The sequence below is a fragment of the Micromonospora inositola genome, from assembly GCF_900090285.1.
GTDB classification, from domain to species: Bacteria; Actinomycetota; Actinomycetes; order Mycobacteriales; family Micromonosporaceae; genus Micromonospora; species Micromonospora inositola.
On the sequence record NZ_LT607754.1, the window covers coordinates 3,967,996 to 3,990,213 of the forward strand.

16 protein-coding genes are annotated in these 22,218 nt (G+C 71.1%); 8 read left to right on the plus strand and 8 right to left on the minus strand.

The window, feature by feature from the left end:
• Window positions 1–62: 62 nt before the first annotated feature.
• Window positions 63–2,915: an aconitate hydratase gene (locus tag GA0070613_RS19030; RefSeq protein WP_089013536.1), complete on the minus strand. Its 2,853-nt coding sequence runs from the start codon at window positions 2,913–2,915 to the stop codon at window positions 63–65.
• A gap of 160 nt (window positions 2,916–3,075) precedes the next feature.
• Here GA0070613_RS19030 and GA0070613_RS19035 point away from each other — a divergent pair, with 160 nt between their 5' ends.
• Both GA0070613_RS19035 and GA0070613_RS19040 read left to right on the plus strand, forming a co-directional pair.
• A complete protein-coding gene (locus GA0070613_RS19035) occupies window positions 3,076–3,435 on the plus strand; it encodes a VOC family protein (protein WP_089013537.1) in 360 nt (119 codons plus the stop codon).
• Between the two features lie 160 nt (window positions 3,436–3,595).
• Entirely contained in the window at window positions 3,596–4,252 is a 657-nt protein-coding gene (locus GA0070613_RS19040) for a DedA family protein (protein WP_089016051.1), read from the plus strand.
• Between the two features lie 172 nt (window positions 4,253–4,424).
• On the opposite strand, the gene GA0070613_RS19045 is transcribed toward GA0070613_RS19040, so the two are convergent.
• Entirely contained in the window at window positions 4,425–5,093 is a 669-nt protein-coding gene (locus GA0070613_RS19045; protein WP_089013065.1) for a C39 family peptidase, read from the minus strand.
• Between the two features lie 519 nt (window positions 5,094–5,612).
• Window positions 5,613–6,338, minus strand: coding sequence for an alpha/beta hydrolase (locus GA0070613_RS19050; RefSeq protein ID WP_089013538.1), 726 nt, complete (start codon window positions 6,336–6,338; stop codon window positions 5,613–5,615).
• Between the two features lie 101 nt (window positions 6,339–6,439).
• Between GA0070613_RS19050 and GA0070613_RS19055 the strand changes: the two genes are divergently transcribed.
• Window positions 6,440–6,817: an ArsC/Spx/MgsR family protein gene (locus tag GA0070613_RS19055; protein ID WP_089013539.1), complete on the plus strand. Its 378-nt coding sequence runs from the start codon at window positions 6,440–6,442 to the stop codon at window positions 6,815–6,817.
• A 16-nt stretch (window positions 6,818–6,833) separates the two neighbouring features.
• Here the strand turns inward: GA0070613_RS19055 and GA0070613_RS19060 are convergent, their stop codons facing one another.
• On the minus strand, window positions 6,834–7,046 hold the full coding sequence (locus GA0070613_RS19060) for a hypothetical protein (RefSeq protein WP_089013540.1): 213 nt from the start codon (window positions 7,044–7,046) through the stop codon (window positions 6,834–6,836).
• Here GA0070613_RS19060 and GA0070613_RS19065 point away from each other — a divergent pair.
• On the plus strand, window positions 7,045–7,707 hold the full coding sequence (locus tag GA0070613_RS19065; RefSeq protein ID WP_089013541.1) for a hypothetical protein: 663 nt from the start codon (window positions 7,045–7,047) through the stop codon (window positions 7,705–7,707). The genes GA0070613_RS19060 and GA0070613_RS19065 overlap by 2 nt on opposite strands.
• Before the next feature lie 40 nt (window positions 7,708–7,747).
• A complete protein-coding gene (locus tag GA0070613_RS19070; RefSeq protein ID WP_089013542.1) occupies window positions 7,748–8,137 on the plus strand; it encodes a hypothetical protein in 390 nt (129 codons plus the stop codon).
• 37 nt (window positions 8,138–8,174) lie between these two features.
• Here GA0070613_RS19070 and GA0070613_RS19075 read toward each other — a convergent pair whose 3' ends face one another.
• On the minus strand, window positions 8,175–8,720 hold the full coding sequence (locus GA0070613_RS19075; RefSeq protein ID WP_089013543.1) for a GNAT family N-acetyltransferase: 546 nt from the start codon (window positions 8,718–8,720) through the stop codon (window positions 8,175–8,177).
• 145 nt (window positions 8,721–8,865) lie between these two features.
• Between GA0070613_RS19075 and GA0070613_RS19080 the strand changes: the two genes are divergently transcribed.
• The 3 genes from GA0070613_RS19080 (at window position 8,866) to pulA (ending at window position 15,994) form a co-directional block, all read left to right on the plus strand.
• Complete coding sequence (locus GA0070613_RS19080) at window positions 8,866–9,534, plus strand: hypothetical protein (RefSeq protein WP_089013544.1); 669 nt, start codon at window positions 8,866–8,868, stop codon at window positions 9,532–9,534.
• A gap of 83 nt (window positions 9,535–9,617) precedes the next feature.
• Window positions 9,618–10,301: a cellulose binding domain-containing protein gene (locus tag GA0070613_RS19085; protein WP_089013545.1), complete on the plus strand. Its 684-nt coding sequence runs from the start codon at window positions 9,618–9,620 to the stop codon at window positions 10,299–10,301.
• 194 nt (window positions 10,302–10,495) lie between these two features.
• Window positions 10,496–15,994, plus strand: coding sequence for a pullulanase-type alpha-1,6-glucosidase (gene pulA, locus GA0070613_RS19090; protein ID WP_089013546.1), 5,499 nt, complete (start codon window positions 10,496–10,498; stop codon window positions 15,992–15,994).
• A 79-nt stretch (window positions 15,995–16,073) separates the two neighbouring features.
• On the opposite strand, the gene GA0070613_RS32130 is transcribed toward pulA, so the two are convergent.
• The 3 genes from GA0070613_RS32130 to GA0070613_RS19105 form a co-directional block, all read right to left on the minus strand.
• Window positions 16,074–18,095 carry a hypothetical protein gene (locus GA0070613_RS32130; protein WP_157746384.1) on the minus strand — a complete coding sequence of 674 codons (2,022 nt, stop codon included), beginning with the start codon at window positions 18,093–18,095 and terminating at the stop codon, window positions 16,074–16,076.
• A 358-nt stretch (window positions 18,096–18,453) separates the two neighbouring features.
• Window positions 18,454–20,421: a hypothetical protein gene (locus tag GA0070613_RS19100; protein WP_089013547.1), complete on the minus strand. Its 1,968-nt coding sequence runs from the start codon at window positions 20,419–20,421 to the stop codon at window positions 18,454–18,456.
• A gap of 294 nt (window positions 20,422–20,715) precedes the next feature.
• Complete coding sequence (locus GA0070613_RS19105) at window positions 20,716–22,200, minus strand: aminopeptidase P family protein (RefSeq protein ID WP_089013548.1); 1,485 nt, start codon at window positions 22,198–22,200, stop codon at window positions 20,716–20,718.
• Window positions 22,201–22,218 lie beyond the last annotated feature (18 nt).

The following is a 22,218-nucleotide window of genomic DNA, read 5'->3' on the forward strand; positions in this document are numbered from 1 at the left end:
CCTCCCGGACGCCGAAGGGCCCCTCCCCGCAATCGCGGGAAGGGGCCCTCTTCGCTGGTACGTCAGCTGGCGATCATGCGACGCAGCACGTACTGCAGGATGCCGCCGTGCCGGTAGTAGTCCGCCTCACCGGGGGTGTCGATCCGGACCACCGCGTCGAAGTCCACGCCGGTGTCGGTGGTGACCTTCACCGTGCGCGGGGTCTCGCCGTCGTTGAGCGCGGTCACGCCGGCGATGGAGAAGGTCTCCGTGCCGGTCAGGCCGAGCGACTCGGCGGTGGCGTCGACCGGGAACTGCAGCGGCAGCACGCCCATGCCGATCAGGTTGGAGCGGTGAATCCGCTCGTACGACTCGGCGATGACCGCCTTGACGCCGAGCAGCATGGTGCCCTTGGCCGCCCAGTCGCGGGACGAGCCGGAGCCGTACTCCTTGCCGGCCAGGATGACCAGCGGGACGCCCGCCTCCTGGTACGCCATGGAGGCGTCGTAGATCGAGGCCTGCTCGCCGGTCAGGTGGTTGACCGTGAAGCCGCCCTCCACGCCGGGCACGAGCTGGTTGCGCAGCCGGATGTTGGCGAAGGTGCCCCGGATCATCACCTCGTGGTTGCCCCGCCGGGAGCCGTACGAGTTGAACTCGTGGCGCGGCACGCCGTGCTCGGCGAGGTACTTCCCGGCGGGGGAGTCGGCCTTGATCGAGCCGGCCGGGGAGATGTGGTCGGTGGTCACCGAGTCGCCGAGCTTGGCCAGCACCCGCGCGGGACCGATATCGGAAACAGGCGCCGGTAGGCGCCCCATGCCCTCGAAGTACGGGGGCTTGCGGACGTAGGTGGACTCGCCCGCCCAGGCGAAGGTGTCACCGGTCGGGGTCGGCAGGGACTGCCAGCGCTCGTCGCCGGCGAAGACGTCGGCGTACGCGGCGCTGAAGCCGGCGGCGCCGATCGCCTGGGCGATGACGTCCTGGATCTCGGCGCTGTTCGGCCAGATGTCGCGCAGGAAGACCGGGTTGCCCTGGCTGTCCTCGCCGAGCGGCTCGTTGGCCAGGTCGATGTCCATCGTGCCGGCGAGCGCGTACGCGACCACCAGCGGCGGGGACGCCAGGTAGTTCATCTTGACGTCCGGGTTGATCCGGCCCTCGAAGTTCCGGTTGCCCGACAGCACGGAGACGACGGCGAGGTCGTTCTCGTTGACCGCGGCGGAGACCTCCTCCGGCAGCGGGCCGGAGTTGCCGATGCAGGTGGTGCAGCCGTAGCCGACCAGGTTGAAGCCGAGCTTGTCCAGGTACGGGGTGAGGCCGGCCCGCTCGTAGTAGTCCATGACGACCTTGGAGCCGGGGGCCAGGGTGGTCTTCACCCACGGCTTGCGGGAAAGGCCCTTGTCGACGGCGTTGCGGGCGAGCAGCGCGGCGCCGATCATCACCTGCGGGTTGGAGGTGTTGGTGCAGGAGGTGATCGCGGCGATCACCACGGCGCCGTGGTCCAGCTCGTACTCGACGCCGTCGGCGCCGGTCACCCGGATCGGGTTGCTGGCCCGACCGCCGGAGCCGACCGCCGCGGTCTCCAGGTCGCGCGGCTCGTCGGCCGGGTCGCTGAACTCGTTGGCCGGCGGGTCGCTGGCCGGGAAGGACTCGGCGCTGGCCTCGTCGGCCGGGCCGTTGGCGCCGCGCGGCAGGTGCTCGCGGGCGACGCCCGGCTTGAGGTCGCGCTCGCCGGCGGAGTCGTCGGCCACGTAGTCGGTCAGCGCGCCGCGGAACAGCGTCTTGGCGGCGCCCAGCGGCACCCGGTCCTGCGGGCGCTTCGGGCCGGCCAGGGACGGCTCGATGGTGCCGAGGTCCAGCTCCAGGCGCTCCGAGTACTCCGGCTCGTGGTCCGGGTCGTGCCAGAGGCCCTGCTCCTTGGCGTACGCCTCGACGAGCGCGACCTGCTGCGGGTCGCGGCCGGTCAGCTCCAGGTAGCGGACGGTCTCGGCGTCGATCGGGAAGATCGCCACGGTGGAGCCGTACTCCGGCGACATGTTGCCGATGGTGGCCCGGTTGGCCAGCGGCACGGCGCTCACGCCGGGGCCGTAGAACTCGACGAACTTGCCGACCACGCCGTGCCTGCGGAGCATTTCGGTGATGGTGAGGACCAGGTCGGTGGCGGTGGTGCCGGCCGGCATCTCACCGGACAGCTTGAAGCCGACGACCCGCGGGATCAGCATGCTGACCGGCTGGCCGAGCATCGCGGCCTCGGCCTCGATGCCGCCGACGCCCCAGCCCAGCACGCCCAGGCCGTTGACCATAGTGGTGTGCGAGTCGGTGCCGACCACGGTGTCCGGGTACGCCTGGCCGTTGCGCTCCATGATCGTGCGGGCCAGGTACTCGATGTTGACCTGGTGCACGATGCCGGTGCCCGGCGGGACGACCTTGAACTCGTTGAACGCGGTCTGGCCCCAGCGCAGGAACTGGTAGCGCTCCTTGTTGCGCTCGTACTCCAGCTCGACGTTGCGCGCGAAGGCGTCCTCGCGGCCGAACAGGTCGGCGATGACGGAGTGGTCGATGACCAGCTCGGCCGGCGCCAGCGGGTTGACCTTGGTGGCGTCGCCGCCGAGGTCGCGGACGGCCTCCCGCATGGTGGCCAGGTCCACGACGCAGGGCACGCCGGTGAAGTCCTGCATGAGCACCCGCGCCGGGGTGAACTGGATCTCCACGCTCGGGTCGGCGGTGGGGTCCCAGCCGCCGAGCTCGCGGATGTGGTCGGCGGTGATGTTCGCGCCGTCCTCGGTCCGCAGCAGGTTCTCCAGCAGGATCTTCAAGCTGTAGGGCAGCCGGTCGTGGCCCTCCACCTTGTCGATCTTGAAAATCTCGTAGCTCGCGTCTCCGACGCGTAGCTGGGTCTTCGCACCGAAGGTGTCGAGGCTCGCCACGTCGTACTCCTTCACACCAGCGACCGTGAGTAGTCCTGAGCAGTCTGTCGCACCCGCCGGGGGGACGCCCCGGTTAGGTGACACTTACCGCCGACTCTCGCTTTCAACAAAACCGTACGTCCGTCTTGCTATTGACGCAACCTCATGCCAGGGTTCGGGACGAGGAGGTGCCACCATGATCCATCACGTCCTGCTCGCCTGCCCACCCGGCTCCGAGGCCGCGTCCCGGGCGTTCTACGTCGGCCTGCTCGGCATGACCGAGAAGCCCAAGCCACCGCCCCTCGCCGCCCGCGGTGGCTGCTGGTTCACCGGGTACGACGCCGAACTGCACCTCGGCGTCGAAGCGGACTTCCGCCCGGCCCGCAAGGCGCACCCGGCCCTGCTCCGCCCCGACCTCGACGACCTCGCCGCCCGGCTGGCCGCGGCCGGCCACCCGGTCACCTGGGGCGACGACGAGGTCCCCGGCATGCGCCGCTTCCACACCCACGACCCGCACGGCAACCGCCTGGAGTTCCTCGCCCCGATCGCCGGCTGACCGCCCGCCGAGCCTCACGCCGCCACCCGCCGCGCCCGTCCCCACCAGCGCGGGGTGTGCCGTCGACGGGCGCCGGCCCGGTCGGGCGGTCGGTGCGGGAGCGGGCGGTTCGAGCGCCGCGGCGAGGGTAGGGTTCGAGGTCGGACCGGAAGGGGTGGCGGTGGTCGACGTACAGCAGTGGCTATCCGCGCTGCCCCCGGGCGTGGTCTACCTGATCGTCGCCGGGGTGATCGGCGTGGAGAGCATGGGCGTTCCGCTGCCCGGCGAGATCGTCCTGGTCAGCTCCGCCCTGCTCGCCGCCGCCGGGGTGGTCGAGCCCCAGTGGGTGGCCACCGCCGCGGCGGCCGGCGCCATCGTCGGCGACTCGATCGGGTACGCGGTGGGCCGACGCGGCGGCCGCCCGCTGCTCGCCCGGCTGGGTCGGCGCTTCCCCCGACATCTCGGCCCCGCGCAGCTCGCCCGCGCCGAGCAGACTTTCGCCCGGCACGGCGTCTGGGCGGTCTTCTTCGGCCGCTTCGTGGCGCTGCTGCGGATCCTCGCCGGGCCGCTGGCGGGCGCGCTGCACGTGCCGTACCGCCGGTTCCTGCTGGCGAACGCGGCCGGCGGCCTGGTCTGGGCCTTCGGCACCACCTACCTGCTCTTCACCGTGGGTCGAGCGGCCGAGCACTGGCTCAAGGACCTCTCCTGGGCCGGCCTGGTGCTCGCGATCCTCGCCGGGCTCGCGAGCACCTGGTGGTTGCGCCGCCGGGCCCACCGGCTCGACCCGGCGGAGCTGGCCGACGAGGCCGAGCCGGTCCGAGCCGGCAGCGAGCGCTGACGCCGCAACCCGGGTCCGCCCTGGCGGCCCTGCATCCGTGAACCGGCCGCTGACGGTCCGGTTGGCGGCTCACGCCGGCCGCCGGGCCCTCGGTGCCGTGTGCGGACGGTGGAAGACGGCGAAAGGGCCGGCCCCGTGGTGGGGTCGGCCCTTTCGTGGTTGGTGCGGTGGGTCAGGAGGCGGTGTAGCCGCGGGTGGCGATCCAGTCGGCGAGGTTGTCGACGCTGATGCGGTAGGAGGCCATGTTCGGGTCGGCGGAGTCGGCGATGGTGACGGTGTGGCCGCCGTCGCGGTAGCCCACGACGCTGATGTAGTGCCCGCCTTCGAAGGAGTGGACGGTGCCGTCGGTGTCGACGGCGGTGCCGGCGATGTTGGCGACCACGGCCCGGCCGTCGTCGACGGTGGCGACGATGTCGGTGCGCAGCTTGTCGGTCTGCTTGTCGTCGGCCTTGGCGTCGCGGATTTCGACGCTGTGGTAGACGTCCTTACCGGTTTCCTTGTTCAGGACCGGGGTGATGTCGTTGACGCTGTTGGTGCCGGCCTCGGTGGTGCCCATTTCCTTGGCCATGGCGTCGACGTTGATGTCCTTGCCCTGCACGGACAGGGCGTTGCGGGTGGCGGCGGGGCCGCAGTAGTAGAAGTTCGGCTGCGCGGCGTAGCGGACGTTGAGTTCCCGCTCGCTGTGCTTGCGGTCGGTCTGCTTGCGGTCGGTGTGCACCTGCGCCGTGGCCTTCTCGGCGGGGGCGGCGTGGGCGGCGATGGCCGGGCCGGCGATGCCGGCGGCGGTGGCGGCGAGGCCGGCAGCGGTCAGAGCGGTCTTACGGATCAGATCGGTACGCATGATGGCGTGCTCCTCTGCTCGGGGGTCCCGCACGGGGGTGCGGTGGTGCCGCGCGAAAAAGGGGGGAAAGTCTTGAGGGGGATCTGCCCGGCGGCCGGGGGCCTGCTCGGGTCCGGGGGATGTAACCGTCCCGGCGGGCCGGGTGTTCCCGGCTCGGCGCCGGGGCCAGCACCGGGGGCGGGGGTTCCTCGGTGGTATGCCATGTTCAACGACCCGGCCCCGCCCGCCATTCCACCGCCGGGGTGGCCCCGCCCACGGCACACCGGGCCGTAAACCGGACACATGGCGCATCAGGCCCCGGCAACCGACCCGGACATCGGCGTGCACGGCCCTCCGACCCGTGCGGGCGCTCAAGATCCGCGCACTTTCCCGGATACAGTGCCCTCCGCGCGCGTTGAGGCCACTCTTCCCCCGAAGTTGCGCGGATCTTGGGGCTGCGGCGCCGCGCCGGGCGCGGCTTGCGCAGGCGGCGCGGCTTGGCGCCACGCACGCAGCGTGGCGTGTGCAGCGCGGAGGGGGCTACAGCGCCTTCAGCATTTCGAGGATCGCGTCGCGGGCGGTAAGTACCGCAGCCCGGGACTGGTCGGTCTGGTCGAGCGCGTCAAAGCCGTGCCGGCCGTCCGGCACCTCCACCAGCCGCACGGGGGTCCCGCGTCGGGCCGCGGCGGCGGTGAACGCCTCGGTGCCGGCCAGGATCTCCGGCCGGTCCAGGCCCGCCCTGGTCAGCACGATGGGCGGGACGTCGGTGGCGTCGAGCGCGTCGATTGGTCGGAACCGGGCGTCGACCTCCCAGCCCGGCAGCGGAGTGAGCAGCGGGTAGGTCGCGGCCACACCACGCAACCACGCCGGTCGCTCGCGGAGCCAGTCCGCCAGCAGCAGGCCCCCACCGGAGAAGAACCAGAGCACGAGCCGGTCGGGGTCCACCCGCGGATCCGCCCGGATCAGGTCGACCGCTTCCGCGACGTCGCCGGCCGCCACGGGGTAGTCCGCCAGGGTGTGCAGGCGGTGGCTGACCACGGCGGCCACCACGCCCTGCTCGGCGAGGAGGGCGCCGTAGCCGAGGTAGACCAGCCAGTCCCGGGGGTCGGGGGCGCCGGGCGGGAGCGGGCCGCCGTGCACCAGGACAACGGCCGGACAGGGACCATCGTCGTCGGCCGGCAGGTGCAGATCCACCCGGCCGTGCCGCTCGGCCGGCGCCGGGGGTGGGGACAGGACGAACGGGGTCTGGTAGAAGGGGAGGGCCACGCCATGATCCTAACCGCGGGCAACCAGGTCGGTGGCCCGGTAAATCGTACATTGTGGACGTGGTGGCGACGAGCCGGCGAGGTCTGTCACCATGTCGGGTCATGGAGATCTGGCACAACCCGGCCTGCTCGAAGTGCGCCGGCGCGCGGGCGACCCTCGACGAGGCGCGCGTGCCGTACCGGCTGCGGGCGTACCTGGAGCAGCCGCCGAGCGCGGCCGAGCTGACCGAGGTGCTGCGCCGGCTCGGTGCCCGGGCGTGGGACATCTGCCGCACCGGGGAGCCGGCCGCGGTCGCCCTGGGCATGGTCGACTGGCCGCGCGACGACGCCGACGAACCCCGGTGGATCGCCGCCATGGTGGCCCACCCGGAGCTGATCCAGCGCCCGATCCTGCTGTTCGACGACGGCGGCGCGCTGGTCGGTCGTACGCCGGAAGTGCTCGACGAGGCGGTGCGGCGCGTGGCCCGCGACGGCGGGTGAGCGGCGCGGCGCCGGGTCAGGGCCGGTCGTCGGCCGGCGCCGCGGCCCCCGCGGCCTTCGTGTGCCGCTCGCGCAGCCGGTCCCGGATCTCCTCCGGGGTGTACGCCCGCCGTCGCCGCTCCGCCCGGGCGATGACCACCCCGGACGCCGCGACGCCGGCCAGGCCGGCCAGTCCGAGCACCTTCCACCACCGCATCCGTTGCCGCATCCGCTTAGGGTAGTCGTCCATGAGCATCAGCCTGGACGAGGCCGTGGAGCTGACCCGGACCGGCGACGTGTGGGTGTTCCGGGGCCGCAGCGTCCCCGACCGCGCGATCCAGTTCACCACCAACAGCCCGGTGAACCACGTCGGGATGGCGGTGGTGCTCGACGACATGCCGCCGCTGATGTGGCACGCCGAGCTGGGCCGCTCCCTGCCCGACATGTGGACCGGTACCCACCAGCGCGGCGTGCAGCTGCACGACCTGCGGGACGCGGTCTGCGTCTGGGCGAACCGGTACGGGCAGCGCGGCTGGCTGCGCCAGCTCGAACCGCCGGCCGGCGCCGCGATGGAGGAGGCGGTGCTGCAGACCGTCGCCCGCCTCGACGGCACCCCATTCCCGTCCACCGCGCAGCTCGCCTGGCGCTGGGCGCGGGGGCGGGTGCCCAGCGTGCGCCGCCGGACGCCCGTCGACGCGGGCGGTGGCGGTGTGCCGGTGCGCGACCGGGCGCTGGAGACGGCGTACTGCGCCGAGGTGGTGGCGGTGACGTACGAGGCGATGGGGCTGCTGCCTGCGGGCCGCCGTCCGAACTGGTACGACCCGGGGCGGTTCTGGAGCGGCGACGACCTCGACCTCACCGGCGGCGCCCAGCTCGGCGCCGAGATCGAGGTACGCATCCCGCCGCGCTGACCAGGTTTGACGCGCCGCGTGCGCGGCAATTGAGACCGGCGTGAAGGCCCCGACGGATCTCGACACGCTCACCGACTTCTTCGACCGGTACGGCGTGGCGTTGACCGCCGGCGACGTGCCCGCCATCGCCGGCTGCTACGCCCTGCCCGGGCTGGTGGTCGCCGACACGTACAGCTTCTCGTTCACCTCCCCGGCCGCGGTGGCGCTCTCCTTCGTGGGCGCCGCCCCGGACTACCAGGAGCGCGAACTGGTCGCGGCGAACGCGCAGATCGAGGACGTGCAGCAGGTCTCCGCGCTGCTCACGGAGGTGGCGGTGCGGTGGGAGTTCCTGGACAGCCAGGGCCGGGCGGTGCCGGGCGAGCGCTACCGCTACCTGCTGCGGGCCACCGAGGGCGGCCCGGCCATCTGCACCGTCATCCGGACGGCATGACACCGAGGCTGCGGCGCTTCGCGCGCACCCGGGGCGGTCACGAGTGAGCCGTCGGCACCCAGAACCTGAGCATGCCCGCCCGCTCGTCCTCCAGCAGACCGCCGTTGCGCTCGATGACCCGCCGCGAGGCCACATTGTCCACATCGCAGGTGACCAGCGCCGGGTCGATGCCGAGCGCGTGGGTCACCGGCAGCGCCGCGCGCAGCATGGCGGTGGCGTGGCCCCGCCGGCGGGCGCCGGCGCGTACGTCGTAGCCGATGTGGCCGCCCGCCTCGCGCAGGAACGGGGTGAGCCGGTGCCGGATGGCGAGCCGGCCGAGGTACTCGTCGCCGTCGGTCCACCAGAGCGTCGTGCAGGGCACCCAGCCCTCCGCCCGGGGCGTCTCCTCCAGCTCCTGCGCGCGCAGCTCGGCGACGTACCGGGCGAACCCCGGCGCGGTGTGCCACCCGGCGCCGTGCTCCCGGATCTCGCTGCCGACCATGGTGTGGTCCTGCCGGTCGCCGCGTCCCTCCGCGCGGAACTCGGCCATGGCGGCGAGGAAGCTGGCGCGCACCCGTTCGGTGGGTGGGATCAACGCGGGCATGGTCGTGAGTAGACCCGAACCGCCGCCCGTCGGCCAGCCGTTTTCCGTGTCCCGCCCACCGGACGGTCGGATCGGGGTGGGCGTGCTGCGCTATTCGGATCAGGCTGGCTACGCTGGCGCGTCGGCTCCGACGAGGGGGGACCTGATGAGCATCCGGCACGACGAGCGGGCGGGGTCGTCCGTGGCGAGGGTGCTGACGTCGGTGCCCTGGTTCGTGGTGCTGCTGGGCGTCAGCCTGCTGACCGTTCTACTGCTCGTGGTCCTCTTCTCGCTGCGCGGGCCGGAGCGGCAGTCGGCGCCGCCGCCGGCCCCGCCGATCTACCTGCCCACCGTGGGTGCGACGACCACGTCCGCCGCGCCCACCGACGCCCCGCTGGTCGCCGTCGGCCCCACCGCCTCGCCGACCGCCTCGGCCAGCGGCACGCCGTCGCCGCGGGCCAGCTCGGCCCGGCCGCCCGCGTCGGCCCCCGCCCGGCCGGCGGCCCCGCGAGCCGGGGCGCTGACCGCGCGCTACCAGGCCACCGCGAGCGGACGCGACTACTTCGAGGCCCGGCTGACGGTCGGCAACGGGTCCGCCGGAAGCCAGAGCTGGGAGGTGGAGCTGACCTTCGCCGGCAACGTGAAGAGCATCGACGCGTCCTCCGGCTCCGGGCTCTCGGTGAGCTCACAGGGCAACGGCTGGTTCGTGCTGCGTGGCACCGGCCCGCTCGGCTCGGGGGAGAGCGCCGTCGTGCAGATGCGGTTCAGCCGTACCGGCAGCGGTGACCGGCCGGGCCAGTGCACCGTCAACGACGCGGACTGCGTCATCGGCTGACTGCGCGTTTGCCCGGGACCGGGCACTTTCCGACATTGCTCCCGATCGTTACGCTCACCCGACGGGATCGACAGGGGGGGCTCATGTCCGGCACGCGTCGCGCCCGACCGTCGCCGGGCGCCGGCGCCGCCATCGCGTCCTCGCCGTGGATCGTGGTGTCGATCGGCGTGATCGTGATGGTGGTGCTGCTGGTCGTCGCGCTGGGATCGGCGCGCGGGCGGCGACCGTACAACGACGCCGGGCCGGGCCCGCCGGTCGCGACCATCCCGCTGCCCGGACTGCCCCCCGCCACACCGTCCCGCGCCGAGTCGATCGAGGCCCCGCCGGCGCCGCCCGGACTGTCGCCGCGGTCGACCGTCCTGCCGAGCGCCGGCCGGCCGACCTCGAGCCCGTCCGCGCCCGCCGGTGGTGGCGGGGGCACTGCGCGTCCGACCCCACCCCCGGTGCGCCCGTTGGAAAGCGGCCGGTATGGGGTGGCCAACACCTGGGACGGCGGGTTCATGGGTGAGGTGCTGATCGTCAACGCCGACTCGACCCGGCGCGGCTGGACGGTGCGGCTGGCCTTCTCCGAGGGACGGATAGTCGCGTACTGGGTGGCCGGTGCGGAGGGGGGAAGTGGCAGCGTGTTCGACGGCGTCTTGACGTACCGGAGCGGGGTGGACCTGGCGTCCGGCCAGTCGGTGCCGCTGCGCTTCCAGGTCGAAAACACCCGCACGACCCGCCCGGAACTCTGCACCGTCAACGGCTCGCGCTGCTCCGGCTTCTGACCCGGCACGCGGTCCACGTCGCCGGCCGATGGTGGCCGCCATCCTGATCACCGTCCGCAGTGGGCCCGGCCTGCCCGGCCGATGCTCTGTTTCGCAAGGCGGCTGCCTTGTTGCGACGCGGTTTGCAAGGTATTGCAGAATGTTTCGGCAAGGGCTAGCGTGCGGGCGAATCAGCGACCAGAGGAAGGCCGTCGATGAAACCCCCGCCGATATCCCGCCAGGCGCTGCTCGCCTTGGTCTCCACCCTCACCCTCGCCCTCGTCGGCGTGCCGGTCGCCGTTCACCAACTGGGCGCCGACGCCACCGACCGGTCCGCCGGCACGGACCTCCTCGCGGCCGCCGGCGCGGCGCAGTGGCGCCAGGAGCCGTCCGCCGAGGCCCTGCTCAAGGCCAGCGCCAACACCGCGAAGGCCGACCAGTTCTACTTCGTCCTGCCGGACCGCTTCGCCAACGGCGACAAGCGCAACGACACCGGCGGCCTCACCGGTGACCGGCTCAGCACCGGGCTCGACCCGAAGGACAAGGGCTTTTACCACGGCGGTGACCTCAAGGGCGTCATCAACAAGCTCGACTACATCCAGGGTCTCGGCACGACGGCCATCTGGCTCGCCCCGATCTTCAAGAACCGGCCCGTGCAGGGCAGCGGCGCGGACGTCTCCGCCGGCTACCACGGCTACTGGATCACCGACTTCACTCAGGTCGACCCGCACTTCGGCACCAACGAGGAGCTGAAGAAGCTGGTCACGCTCGCGCACCAGCGCGGCATCAAGGTCTACCTCGACGTCATCGTCAACCACACCGCCGACGTCATCAAGTACGCCGAGGACAAGTACGCCTACGTCGACAAGAAGACCGCGCCGTACAAGGACAGCCAGGGGCGGGCCTTCGAGGACCGCAACTACGCCGACGGCACCCGCGACTTTCCGAAGGTGGACCTGAAGTCGTTCCCGTACACGCCGACGTTCGCCAGCGCGGCCGACGCGAAGGCCAAGGTCCCGGCGTGGCTGAACGACCCGACCATGTACCACAACCGGGGTGACTCGACCTTCGCCGGCGAGAACAGCGAGTACGGCGACTTCTTCGGCCTGGACGACCTGTGGACCGAGCGCCCCGAGGTGGTGCGCGGGCTGACCAAGGTCTACGGCGACTGGATCGGCAGCACCGGCGTCGACGGCTTCCGGCTGGACACCGTCAAGCACGCCAACCTCGACTTCTGGCCGCAGTTCAGCCAGGGCATCAAGCGGGCGGCCGAGAAGGCCGGCAAGAAGGACTTCTTCATGTTCGGCGAGGTCTACAGCGCCGACCAGGAGATCGAGTCGACGTACGTCCGGCAGGGCGGCCTGCCCGCCACCCTCGACTTCTCCTTCCAGGAGGCCGCCCGCGGCTACACCGCCGCCGACGGCTCCGCCAAGGCGCTCGCCGACCTGTACGCCCGGGACGACCTCTACGCCGCCCGGGACACCGACGCCAACCGGCTGACCACCTTCCTCGGCAACCACGACATGGGTCGGATCGGCTCGTTCATCGCCGCGACCGGCGGCGACGACGCCAGCCAGCTCCGCCGCGACCAGCTCGCCCACCAGCTGATGTTCCTCACCCGCGGCCAGCCGGTCGTCTACTCCGGCGACGAGCAGGGCTTCACCGGCCCGGGCGGGGACAAGGACGCCCGGCAGGACATGTTCGCCAGCCGGTCGGCGGACTACCTCGACGACGACCTGATCGGCACCACCCGCACCCACGCCAGCGACCAGTACGACAACAGCCACCCGCTGTACCGCACCATCGCCGAGCTGGGCAAGCTGCGGCAGGCCCACCCGGCGCTGCGGGAGGGCGTCCAGGTCACCCGGTACGCGGCCGACGGGCCCGGTGTCTTCGCCTTCTCCCGGATCCTGCCCTCCGACCGCACCGAGTACGTCGTGGCGGTGAACAACGCCGCCACCGCGCAGACTGTCTCCGTGGACACCTGGTCGGCCGGCGCCACCTTCGCCGGCGTCTACGGCGGCTCGGCCGGCTCGACGGCCGGCGCCGACGGCAAGCTGAGCGTGACCGTGCCGGCGATGTCGGCCGTGGTGCTCAAGGCCGACCGCGCCATCCCGCAGGCCGGCGCCGCGCCGGGCATCACCATCACCGAGCCGGGTGACGCCCCGGTCGCCACCAAGGCCGCCGTCACCGCCCAGGTCACCGGCGACCCGCTGGCCACCGTCACGTTCGCCGCCCGGGTCGACGGTGGCAAGTGGACGCTGCTCGGCAGCGCGCACAAGGCCCCGTACACCGTCTACCACGACCTGACCGGGCTCGCGGGTGGGACCAGGGTCGAGTACAAGGCGGTGGTCCGCGACGGCAAGGGCCGGGTCGCCGGCGCCCGCGCCACCGGCATCGTCGGCACCCCGGCGCAGAGCGCCTCGCGGGACTGGGCGGTGGTGCACTACCAGCGCCCGGCCGGCGGGTACGACGACTGGGGCCTTTACACCTGGGGCGACATCGACCCGGCGTACGCCACCGAGTGGCCAAAGGGGCAGCCGTTCGCCGGTGAGGACTCCTTCGGGCGCTTCGCCTGGGTCAAGCTGAAGCCGGGCGCCAAGTCCGTCGGCTTCCTGGTGGTCGACAAGAACGGGAACAAGGACGTCGCGAACGACCGCACCATCGACGTGACGCAGACCGGCGAGGTCTGGGTCAAGCAGGGCGACAGCGCGCTCTACCCGACCCGGCAGGCCGCCACCGGCGAGCCGGACCCGGCCGTCGACCAGAGCACCGCGGTCATCCACTGGCGCAAGGCCGACAACAACTACGACGGCTGGGGCCTGCACCTCTGGGACGGCGCCGCCAACCCGACCGACTGGTCCAGCCCGCTCAAGCCGGAGAAGATCGACTCCTTCGGCGCGGTCTTCCGGGTGCCCCTGGCCGCCGGGGCCACCGGGCTGAGCTACATCATCCACAACGGCGACACCAAGGATCAGCCCGACGACCAGCGGCTGGACTTCGCCGCCGCCGGCCACGAGGTCTGGCTGCTCGCCGGCGTCAAGGGTCGGCTGCTGCCGTCCACCTCCTCCGGCGTGGCCAGGGACGTCGACATCAGCAAGCAGAAGGCGCAGTGGATCGACCGGTCCACCGTCGCCTGGCAGACCGGGCCGACCGACGGTAGGCGGTACGCCCTGGTGGCCGCCCCGGCCGGCGGGCTGAGCATCGTCGACGGCGAGCTGGCCGGGACGTACACCACGCTGCCGCTGCGGGCGCAGCGCAACGGGCTCACCGAGGCCCAGCGCGCGGCCTGGCCGCAGCTCTGGGCCTACCACGCCTTCAGCCTCGACTCCGGCGACCTGGCCAAGGTGCCGGCGGTCCTGCGCGGGCAGCTCGTGGTGACCGAGCGGGACGCCGAGGGCAAGCTGCTCGGCGCGACCGGCGTGCAGATCCCGGGCGTGCTCGACGACGTCTACCGGGCTGCCACCACCGCCAGGCTCGGCCCGACGTTCGCCGGCAGGGTGCCCACCCTGGCCGTCTGGGCGCCCACCGCCCGCACGGTCGCGTTGCAGCTCTTCGACTCGCCGACCGCCGAGCCGAAGACCGTGTCGATGAGCCGCAACGACCGCACTGGCGTCTGGTCGGTGCGCGGCACCACGGCCTGGACCGGCAGGTACTACCGCTACCAGGTCGAGGCCTGGCAGCCGGCGGTGCAGCAGGTGGTCACCGCCGCGGTGACCGACCCGTACTCGGTGGCCCTGGCGCCGGACTCGACGCACAGCCAGATCGTCGACCTGACCGACCCGGCGCTGGCCCCGGCCGGCTGGGCGAAGCTGCGCAAGCCGACGGCGGTGCCGTCGTCGAAGGCGCAGATCCAGGAGCTGTCGGTCCGCGACTTCTCCATCGCCGACGCCAGCGTGCCGGCCGAGCGGCGGGGCACCTACCTCGCCTTCACCGACCCGAACACGACCGGCATGAAGCATCTCAAGGCGCTCGGCGACGCTGGGGTCAACTACCTGCACCTGCTGCCGGCGTTCGACTTCGCCACCATCCCCGAGCAGCGGGCCGACCAGCAGCAGCCCGCCTGCGACCTGGCCGCGCTGCCGCCGGACTCCGACCAGCAGCAGAAGTGCGTCGCCGCGGTGGCGGAGAAGGACGGCTTCAACTGGGGATACGACCCGCTGCACTACACCGTGCCAGAGGGCGGCTACGCCGTCGACCCGGCCGGGGCGAAGCGGACCACCGAGTTCCGGCAGATGGTCGCCGGAGTGAACCAGGCCGGTATGCGCGTGGTGATGGACGTCGTCTACAACCACACCTCGGCCGCCGGCACCGACCCGAAGTCGGTGCTCGACCAGGTGGTGCCGGGCTACTACCACCGGCTGCTGGAGGACGGCAGCGTCGCCAACTCGACCTGCTGCGCCAACACCGCCCCCGAGCACGCCATGATGGGCAAGCTGGTGGTGGACTCCCTGGTCACCTGGGCCAAGGCGTACAAGGTGGACGGCTTCCGGTTCGACCTGATGGGCCACCACCCGAAGGCGAACATCCTGGCCGTCCGGGCCGCGCTGAACAGGCTCACCCTGGCCAGGGACGGCGTGGACGGGAAGAAGATCCTCCTCTACGGCGAGGGCTGGAACTTCGGCGAGGTCGCCAACGATGCCCGGTTCGTGCAGGCCACCCAGGCCAACATGGCCGGCACCGGGATCGGCACCTTCAACGACCGGCTCCGCGACGCGGTGCGCGGCGGCGGCCCGTTCGACGGGAACCCGCGGATCCAGGGCTTCGCCTCCGGCCTGTACACCGACCCGAACGGCGACCCGGTCAACGGGTCGGCGGCCGAGCAGAAGGCGCGGCTGCTGCACTCCCAGGACCTGATCAAGGTCGGACTCACCGGCAACCTGCGCGGCTACCGGTTCACCGACTCGTCGGGGGCGAAGATCACCGGCGCGCAGGTGGACTACAACGGCGCGCCGGCCGGCTACACCGCCGCGCCGGGCGAGGCGGTCACCTACGTCGACGCACACGACAACGAGATCCTGTACGACGCGCTGGCGTACAAGCTGCCGCCGGGCACCTCGGCGCAGGACCGGGCCCGGATGCAGGTGCTCGCCCTGGCGACCACCGCCTTCGGGCAGGGGACGGGCTTCGTGACGGCCGGCTCGGAGCGGCTGCGCTCCAAGTCGCTGGACCGCAACTCGTTCAACTCCGGTGACTGGTTCAACCAGATCCGCTGGGACTGCACCCAGGGCAACGGCTTCGGCGCCGGTCTCCCGCCGGCGCAGGACAACGAGAGCAAGTGGTCGTACGCGAAGCCGCTGCTGGCCGATCCGAAGCTGGTGCCGGACTGCGCGGCGATCAACCTGGCCGACGCCCGGTACGCGGAGCTGCTGGAGGTCCGGCGGTCCTCGCCGGTCTTCGGGCTGACCACCGCCGACCAGGTGCAGAAGCGCGTCGCCTTCCCCCTCTCCGGCGAGCAGGAGACCCCAGGCGTGCTCACCATGACCCTGGACGGCCGTGGGCTGGACGGGAAATGGAAGTCGGTGACCGTGGTCTTCAACGGCACCCCGGAGGCGGCGGAGCAGACGGTGACCGGCCTGCGCGGGGCGAACGTGGCGCTGCACCCGGTGCTGGCGAACTCGGCCGACCCGGTGCTCCGGACGGCCTCGTTCGACAACGCGAGCGGCACCTTCACCGTGCCGGCCCGCAGCGTGGCGGTCTTCGTCCAGGAGTAGTTCGCGCGGGTCGGCCCCCTGCCACCTTTCGGTGGCAGGGGGCCGACCTATTCCATCCGGCTGTTCGCTGTCCAGTTGCTCAGTCGAAGCAGTCTTCGACGGTGTTGGCGCAGTTGGTGGGGTCGTTGTCGGTGATGGTGGAGTCGTCGTCGAGCTTGACCTTGCCATCGTTGTTGAAGATGCCGCCGGCGATCCCGTGGTGGTCCTTGTCGTTGCCGTTGTTGGCCTTGTTCTTGGTGACCTTGGTGTTGGTCAGGGTCACCTTGCCTTCGTTGTTGTAGATGCCGCCGCCGTTCCAACCGGCGAAGTTCTCCTTGATCTTGGTGTCGCGCAGGACCAGGGTGGCCTCGAAGTCGTCGTCGTGGTCCTTGTGGTTGGACGAGGCGCTCGGGGCGGCCATGTTGCCAGCAGCCCAGGGCTCTTCGAAGGGTTCGCCGTTGAAGATGCCACCGCCGAAGCGGCCGGCGCTGTTCTCGAGGATCTCGCTGTCGGTGACGGTGGCCGTGCCGCGCCGCTTCTCCTCGTCCTTGTCCTTGCCGTACTGCATGCTGTCGTGCTTCTTCTCTTCGCTGTTGACGTTGTAGATGCCGCCGCCGTCCTGGTGGGCCTTGTTCTTCTCGATGGTGCTGTGCTTGACCGTCAGGACGGTGTCGACGGCGTAGATGCCGCCGCCGTTCTCGGCGGTGTTGTTCTTGACGAAGGTCCAGCTGACGTCGACGAAGCCGTCGTTGCTGAACAGGCCGCCGCCGTTCTTCTTGGCGGTGTTGCCCTCGATGAGGGTCTTCTCGATCTCCACGGTGCCGGCCTTGCCCTCGTCGTCGTGGTCGCCGTTGACGTGGTCTCCCTTGCCGTCCTCGTGGTCCTTCTTCTTGTCGCCGTTGCCGTTGGCGATGCCGCCGCCGTTCTCGCCGGCGGTGTTGTTGGTGATGCGGGACTCGGCGCCCTTGCCGTCGCGGGAGCCCTCGACCTCGAGGACACCGGCGTTGAAGATGGCGCCGCCGTTCTCTCCGGCGTGGTTGTTGTCGAGGGTGCTGTTCTCGACCTCGACCCGGCCGAAGTTGGCGATCGCGCCGCCGTTTTCCTCGGCGCTGTTGAGGACGAACTTGCTGTTCACCACGTGGGCCTTGCCGCCCCGCTCGACCAGCAGGCCACCGCCGTCGCCCTCGTGCTCCTTGCCGTCCTTGCCGTCCTTGCCGTCCTTGCCGTGCTCGCTGTCCTTGCCGTCCTTGCCGTCCCAGCTGTCCTTGCCGTGCTCGCTGTCCTTGGCCGGCGGTGCCGGCGGTGCCGGCGCCGCGGCAAGCGCCGGCGGCGCTACGGCAAGCGCCGGCGGCGCTACGGCAAGCGCCGGCGGCGCTACGGCCGGCGCCTCGGCGCCGCCGCCGGTACCGCCCTGGTTGCCTTCGGCCTTCTCCGGCACGTACTTGACGGGCTTGCGCTCGCGCTCGGCGGCGGCGCCGTTCTTGACGGTGACGTCCTTCAGGGTCAGGTCACCGCCGTCGGCGACCCGGAAGATCCGGAACCCCTCCTCGGCTTCCCGCTTGATCGTCGCGCCGTTGCCCTCGATCTTGATCTCCTGCTTGATCGTCGGCAGGCCCGCGTCGGACTTCTTGTCGAACTGGTCCAGCTCGTACTGGCAGTCAGGAGCCAGCTTCAGCGTGCCACCCTCATCCCGGTTGGCCACCTCGAGGGCCTCGATCAGATCATCGTCGTCACAGGCCACCTCCCGAACCTCGTCGCCCTTGTCCCGGTCCTTGTCCTTGTCCCGGTCCTTGTTGTCCCGGTCCTTGTTGTCCCGGTCCTTGTTGTCCCGGTCCTTGTTGTCCTGATCCTTGTTGTCCCGGTCCTTGTCCCGGTCCTTGTCCTTGTCCCGGTCCTTGTTGTCCTGGTCCTTGCCGTCGTCGCTGACCAGTTGGGCGGTCGACCACTTGACGTCGGTCAGCCGGTGCCCGCCGGTCACCCCTGTGGTGGCGTAGGCAACGCCCGCGAGGCTGACCGCTCCCGTGAGGCCCGCAACGCCGGTGACGAGCCAGAGCCGGCGCCGGCGGAACGGGGAGTTCGTCTTGCGGGTGGCGTCATCGTTATCGCGAAGGTAGTTGGACATTGGAGGTCTCTGCCCTCTCCTCGTACCAGACAAGGTCGCTTCGCCCTGGCGAGGCGGCCTTCGCTACAAATCGGTTGTAGCTGCTGAACAACACCGTATGGGAATCTTCTTCACCATGTGGGCGTATGCGAAAAACCCCCGCATTCGGTATGCGGACAGCGCGACCGGCAGGAGTGTGGACGCGCGTGCCGGCCCGGTACGAGGGGTGTCGAGGACGTGGCCGGCGGCGGAAAGCTCGCGGTGGTGGCCGAGGAGGGTCAACGGTGACGGCCGGGACCGCCACCGCCCGTACCACTCGACAGATGGCCGGAGGTCCCTCCCCGCGTGGGGAGAGGGACCTCCGGCGTTATGTGGTGGTTCAGTCGAAGCAGTCTTCGACGGTGTTGGCGCAGTTGGTGGGGTCGTTGTCGGTGATGGTGGAGTCGTCGTCGAGCTTGACCTTGCCATCGTTGTTGAAGATGCCGCCGGCGATCCCGTGGTGGTCCTTGTCGTTGCCGTTGTTGGCCTTGTTCTTGGTGACCTTGGTGTTGGTCAGGGTCACCTTGCCTTCGTTGTTGTAGATGCCGCCGCCGTTCCAACCGGCGAAGTTCTCCTTGATCTTGGTGTCGCGCAGGACCAGGGTGGCCTCGAAGTCGTCGTCGTGGTCCTTGTGGTTGGACGAGGCGCTCGGGGCGGCCATGTTGCCAGCAGCCCAGGGCTCTTCGAAGGGTTCGCCGTTGAAGATGCCACCGCCGAAGCGGCCGGCGCTGTTCTCGAGGATCTCGCTGTCGGTGACGGTGGCCGTGCCGCGCCGCTTCTCCTCGTCCTTGTCCTTGCCGTACTGCATGCTGTCGTGCTTCTTCTCTTCGCTGTTGACGTTGTAGATGCCGCCGCCGTCCTGGTGGGCCTTGTTCTTCTCGATGGTGCTGTGCTTGACCGTCAGGACGGTGTCGACGGCGTAGATGCCGCCGCCGTTCTCGGCGGTGTTGTTCTTGACGAAGGTCCAGCTGACGTCGACGAAGCCGTCGTTGCTGAACAGGCCGCCGCCGTTCTTCTTGGCGGTGTTGCCCTCGATGAGGGTCTTCTCGATCTCCACGGTGCCGGCCTTGCCCTCGTCGTCGTGGTCGCCGTTGACGTGGTCTCCCTTGCCGTCCTCGTGGTCCTTCTTCTTGTCGCCGTTGCCGTTGGCGATGCCGCCGCCGTTCTCGCCGGCGGTGTTGTTGGTGATGCGGGACTCGGCGCCCTTGCCGTCGCGGGAGCCCTCGACCTCGAGGACACCGGCGTTGAAGATGGCGCCGCCGTTCTCTCCGGCGTGGTTGTTGTCGAGGGTGCTGTTCTCGACCTCGACCCGGCCGAAGTTGGCGATCGCGCCGCCGTTTTCCTCGGCGCTGTTGAGGACGAACTTGCTGTTCACCACGTGGGCCTTGCCGCCCCGCTCGACCAGCAGGCCACCGCCGTCGCCCTCGTGCTCCTTGCCGTCCTTGCCGTCCTTGCCGTCCTTGCCGTGCTCGCTGTCCTTGCCGTCCTTGCCGTCCCAGCTGTCCTTGCCGTGCTCGCTGTCCTTGGCCGGCGGTGCCGGCGGTGCCGGCGCCGCGGCAAGCGCCGGCGGCGCTACGGCAAGCGCCGGCGGCGCTACGGCAAGCGCCGGCGGCGCTACGGCCGGCGCCTCGGCGCCGCCGCCGGTACCGCCCTGGTTGCCTTCGGCCTTCTCCGGCACGTACTTGACGGGCTTGCGCTCGCGCTCGGCGGCGGCGCCGTTCTTGACGGTGACGTCCTTCAGGGTCAGGTCACCGCCGTCGGCGACCCGGAAGATCCGGAACCCCTCCTCGGCTTCCCGCTTGATCGTCGCGCCGTTGCCCTCGATCTTGATCTCCTGCTTGATCGTCGGCAGGCCCGCGTCGGACTTCTTGTCGAACTGGTCCAGCTCGTACTGGCAGTCAGGAGCCAGCTTCAGCGTGCCACCCTCATCCCGGTTGGCCACCTCGAGGGCCTCGATCAGATCATCGTCGTCACAGGCCACCTCCCGAACCTCGTCGCCCTTGTCCCGGTCCTTGTCCTTGTCCCGGTCCTTGTTGTCCCGGTCCTTGTTGTCCCGGTCGGATGCGCCAGCGTCCTGGCCGTCGCTCTTGCTCGCGTCGCTCATGTTCTGCGGCGCGGCCGCGTGGTTCTCCGCGACGCGTTGCCCGTCGTCGGACTTGTTGTCACGAGCGGCGAGGCCACCCAGCGCCGCCAGACCGACGACACCGGTCAGCCCGGCCACGCCGGTGGCGACCCAGAGCGCCCGCCGTTTGCTCGTCGACGGGGTCATCGGGGCCCCGCCGTCGGAAGTCGTTACGTCGTTGGACATCAGAGCCTTCCGCCCTTTCGTGCTCAAAGGGGTCGACCTACCTGAGGCAGGGCGACCAGCTACAAATAGGTTGCAGCCTCTGATGCACACCGTATGAGAAGGATCCTCGCGACGGGGACTTATCCGAGAAAACCCCGCATTCCGCTCACATCGGGACGGCCGGCGTGACCGGGGCGCCCTGGCAGGAAAGGCTCTGACCAGCGCAAACGGCGACGGGCCCCGCCACCGGTGTCGTAACGACGAGATACGTCGCAGACACCGGCGGCGGAGCCCGCCGCTGGTCGTACTCCCGGCTCAGCCCGGCAGGCGCGGACCCGCCTCGCGCTGCTCGGCCAACCAGGTCTCCACCTCGTCGGAGCGGCGCGGCAGCCCGGCCGAGAGGTTCACCGCGCCGGTCGCGGTGACCAGGATGTCGTCCTCGATCCGGATCCCGATGCCGCGCAGCTCCTCCGGGACCAGCTCGTCCTCCGGCTGGAAGTAGAGCCCCGGCTCCACGGTCAGCACGTAGCCCTCGCCGAGCGCGCCGTCGCGGTACTTCTCCTTGCGGGCATTGGCGCAGTCGTGCACGTCGATGCCGAGCATGTGGCTGGTGCCGTGCAGGGTCCACCGGCGGTAGACCGTCGAGGCCGGGTCCATCGCCTCGTCCACGCTCACCGGCAGCAGCCCGAGATCCTTCAGCGCCTCGGCGAGCACCCGCATCGCGGTCAGGTGCACCTCCCGGAACGCCACGCCCGGCTTGATGATGTCGATCCCGGCCTGCTGGGCGGCGTGGACCGCGTCGTACACCTGGCGCTGGAGCGGGGTGAACCGGCCGTCGACCGGCAGCACCCGAGTGACGTCGGCGGTGTAGAGGTTGCGGTTCTCCACGCCCATGTCCATCAGCAGCAGCTCGCCCGGACGGGTGGCGCCGTGGTTGTGCACCCAGTGCAGGATCGTGGCGTGCTCGCCGGCGCCGACGATCGAGCCGTAGCCGACGTCGTTGCCGTCGTGCCGGGCGCGCAGCGCGAAGATCCCCTCCAGCAGCCGCTCGGAGACGCCGCGGTCGGCCGGCAACGCCCGGGCCACGTCCTCGAAGCCCCGGACGGTGGCGTCGCACGCCTCCTGGAGCTGGGCGATCTCCCACTCGTCCTTGACCAGCTTCAGCTCCGAGATGGCGATGGCCAGCTCCCGGTCGCGGGCCGGCTGGCCCTCCGCGTGGGCGCCGTCCCACGGGCGGACCCCCTTGTCGACCCGGGCGTCGAAGCCGCGCAACACCCGGGTACGCCCCGGCGCGCAGTCGGCCAGCGCCGCGTCCAGCTCGGTCAGGTCGGCGGTCGGCAGCCCCAGCTCGGTCGACTTCTCGCCGAGGGTGTGCCGCCGGCCCACCCACAGCTCGCCGTGCCGGCTGCGGAAGAACTCGTCGGTCTCCCGCGACGACCGGGGCCGCATGTACAGCGTGGCGTCGTGCCCGGAGCCGTTCGGCCGCAGCACGAGCACGCTGTCCGGGTCGTGGTCGCCGGTCAGGTACGCGAAGTCGCTGCCCGGCCGGAACGGGTGGTCGGTGTCGTTGGCGCGTACCTTCTCGCCGCCGGTGGGGATGACCAGGATCTCGCCGGGGAAGGCTGCGGAGAGCGCGGCCCGCCGCTTGGCGTAGTTGGGCACCTCCGGCCGTGGGCCGACCGGCAGCTCAGTGTCCCGCCAGCCCTGCCGCATGAACGTCAGGAACGCCTCGGGGAAGTCCGGGTCGTGCGATTCCGTACCGTCCGCCGGCTTGCCCTGCTGCGCCCGCTCCTCGGCCATGATCCGCCTCCTTGCGCC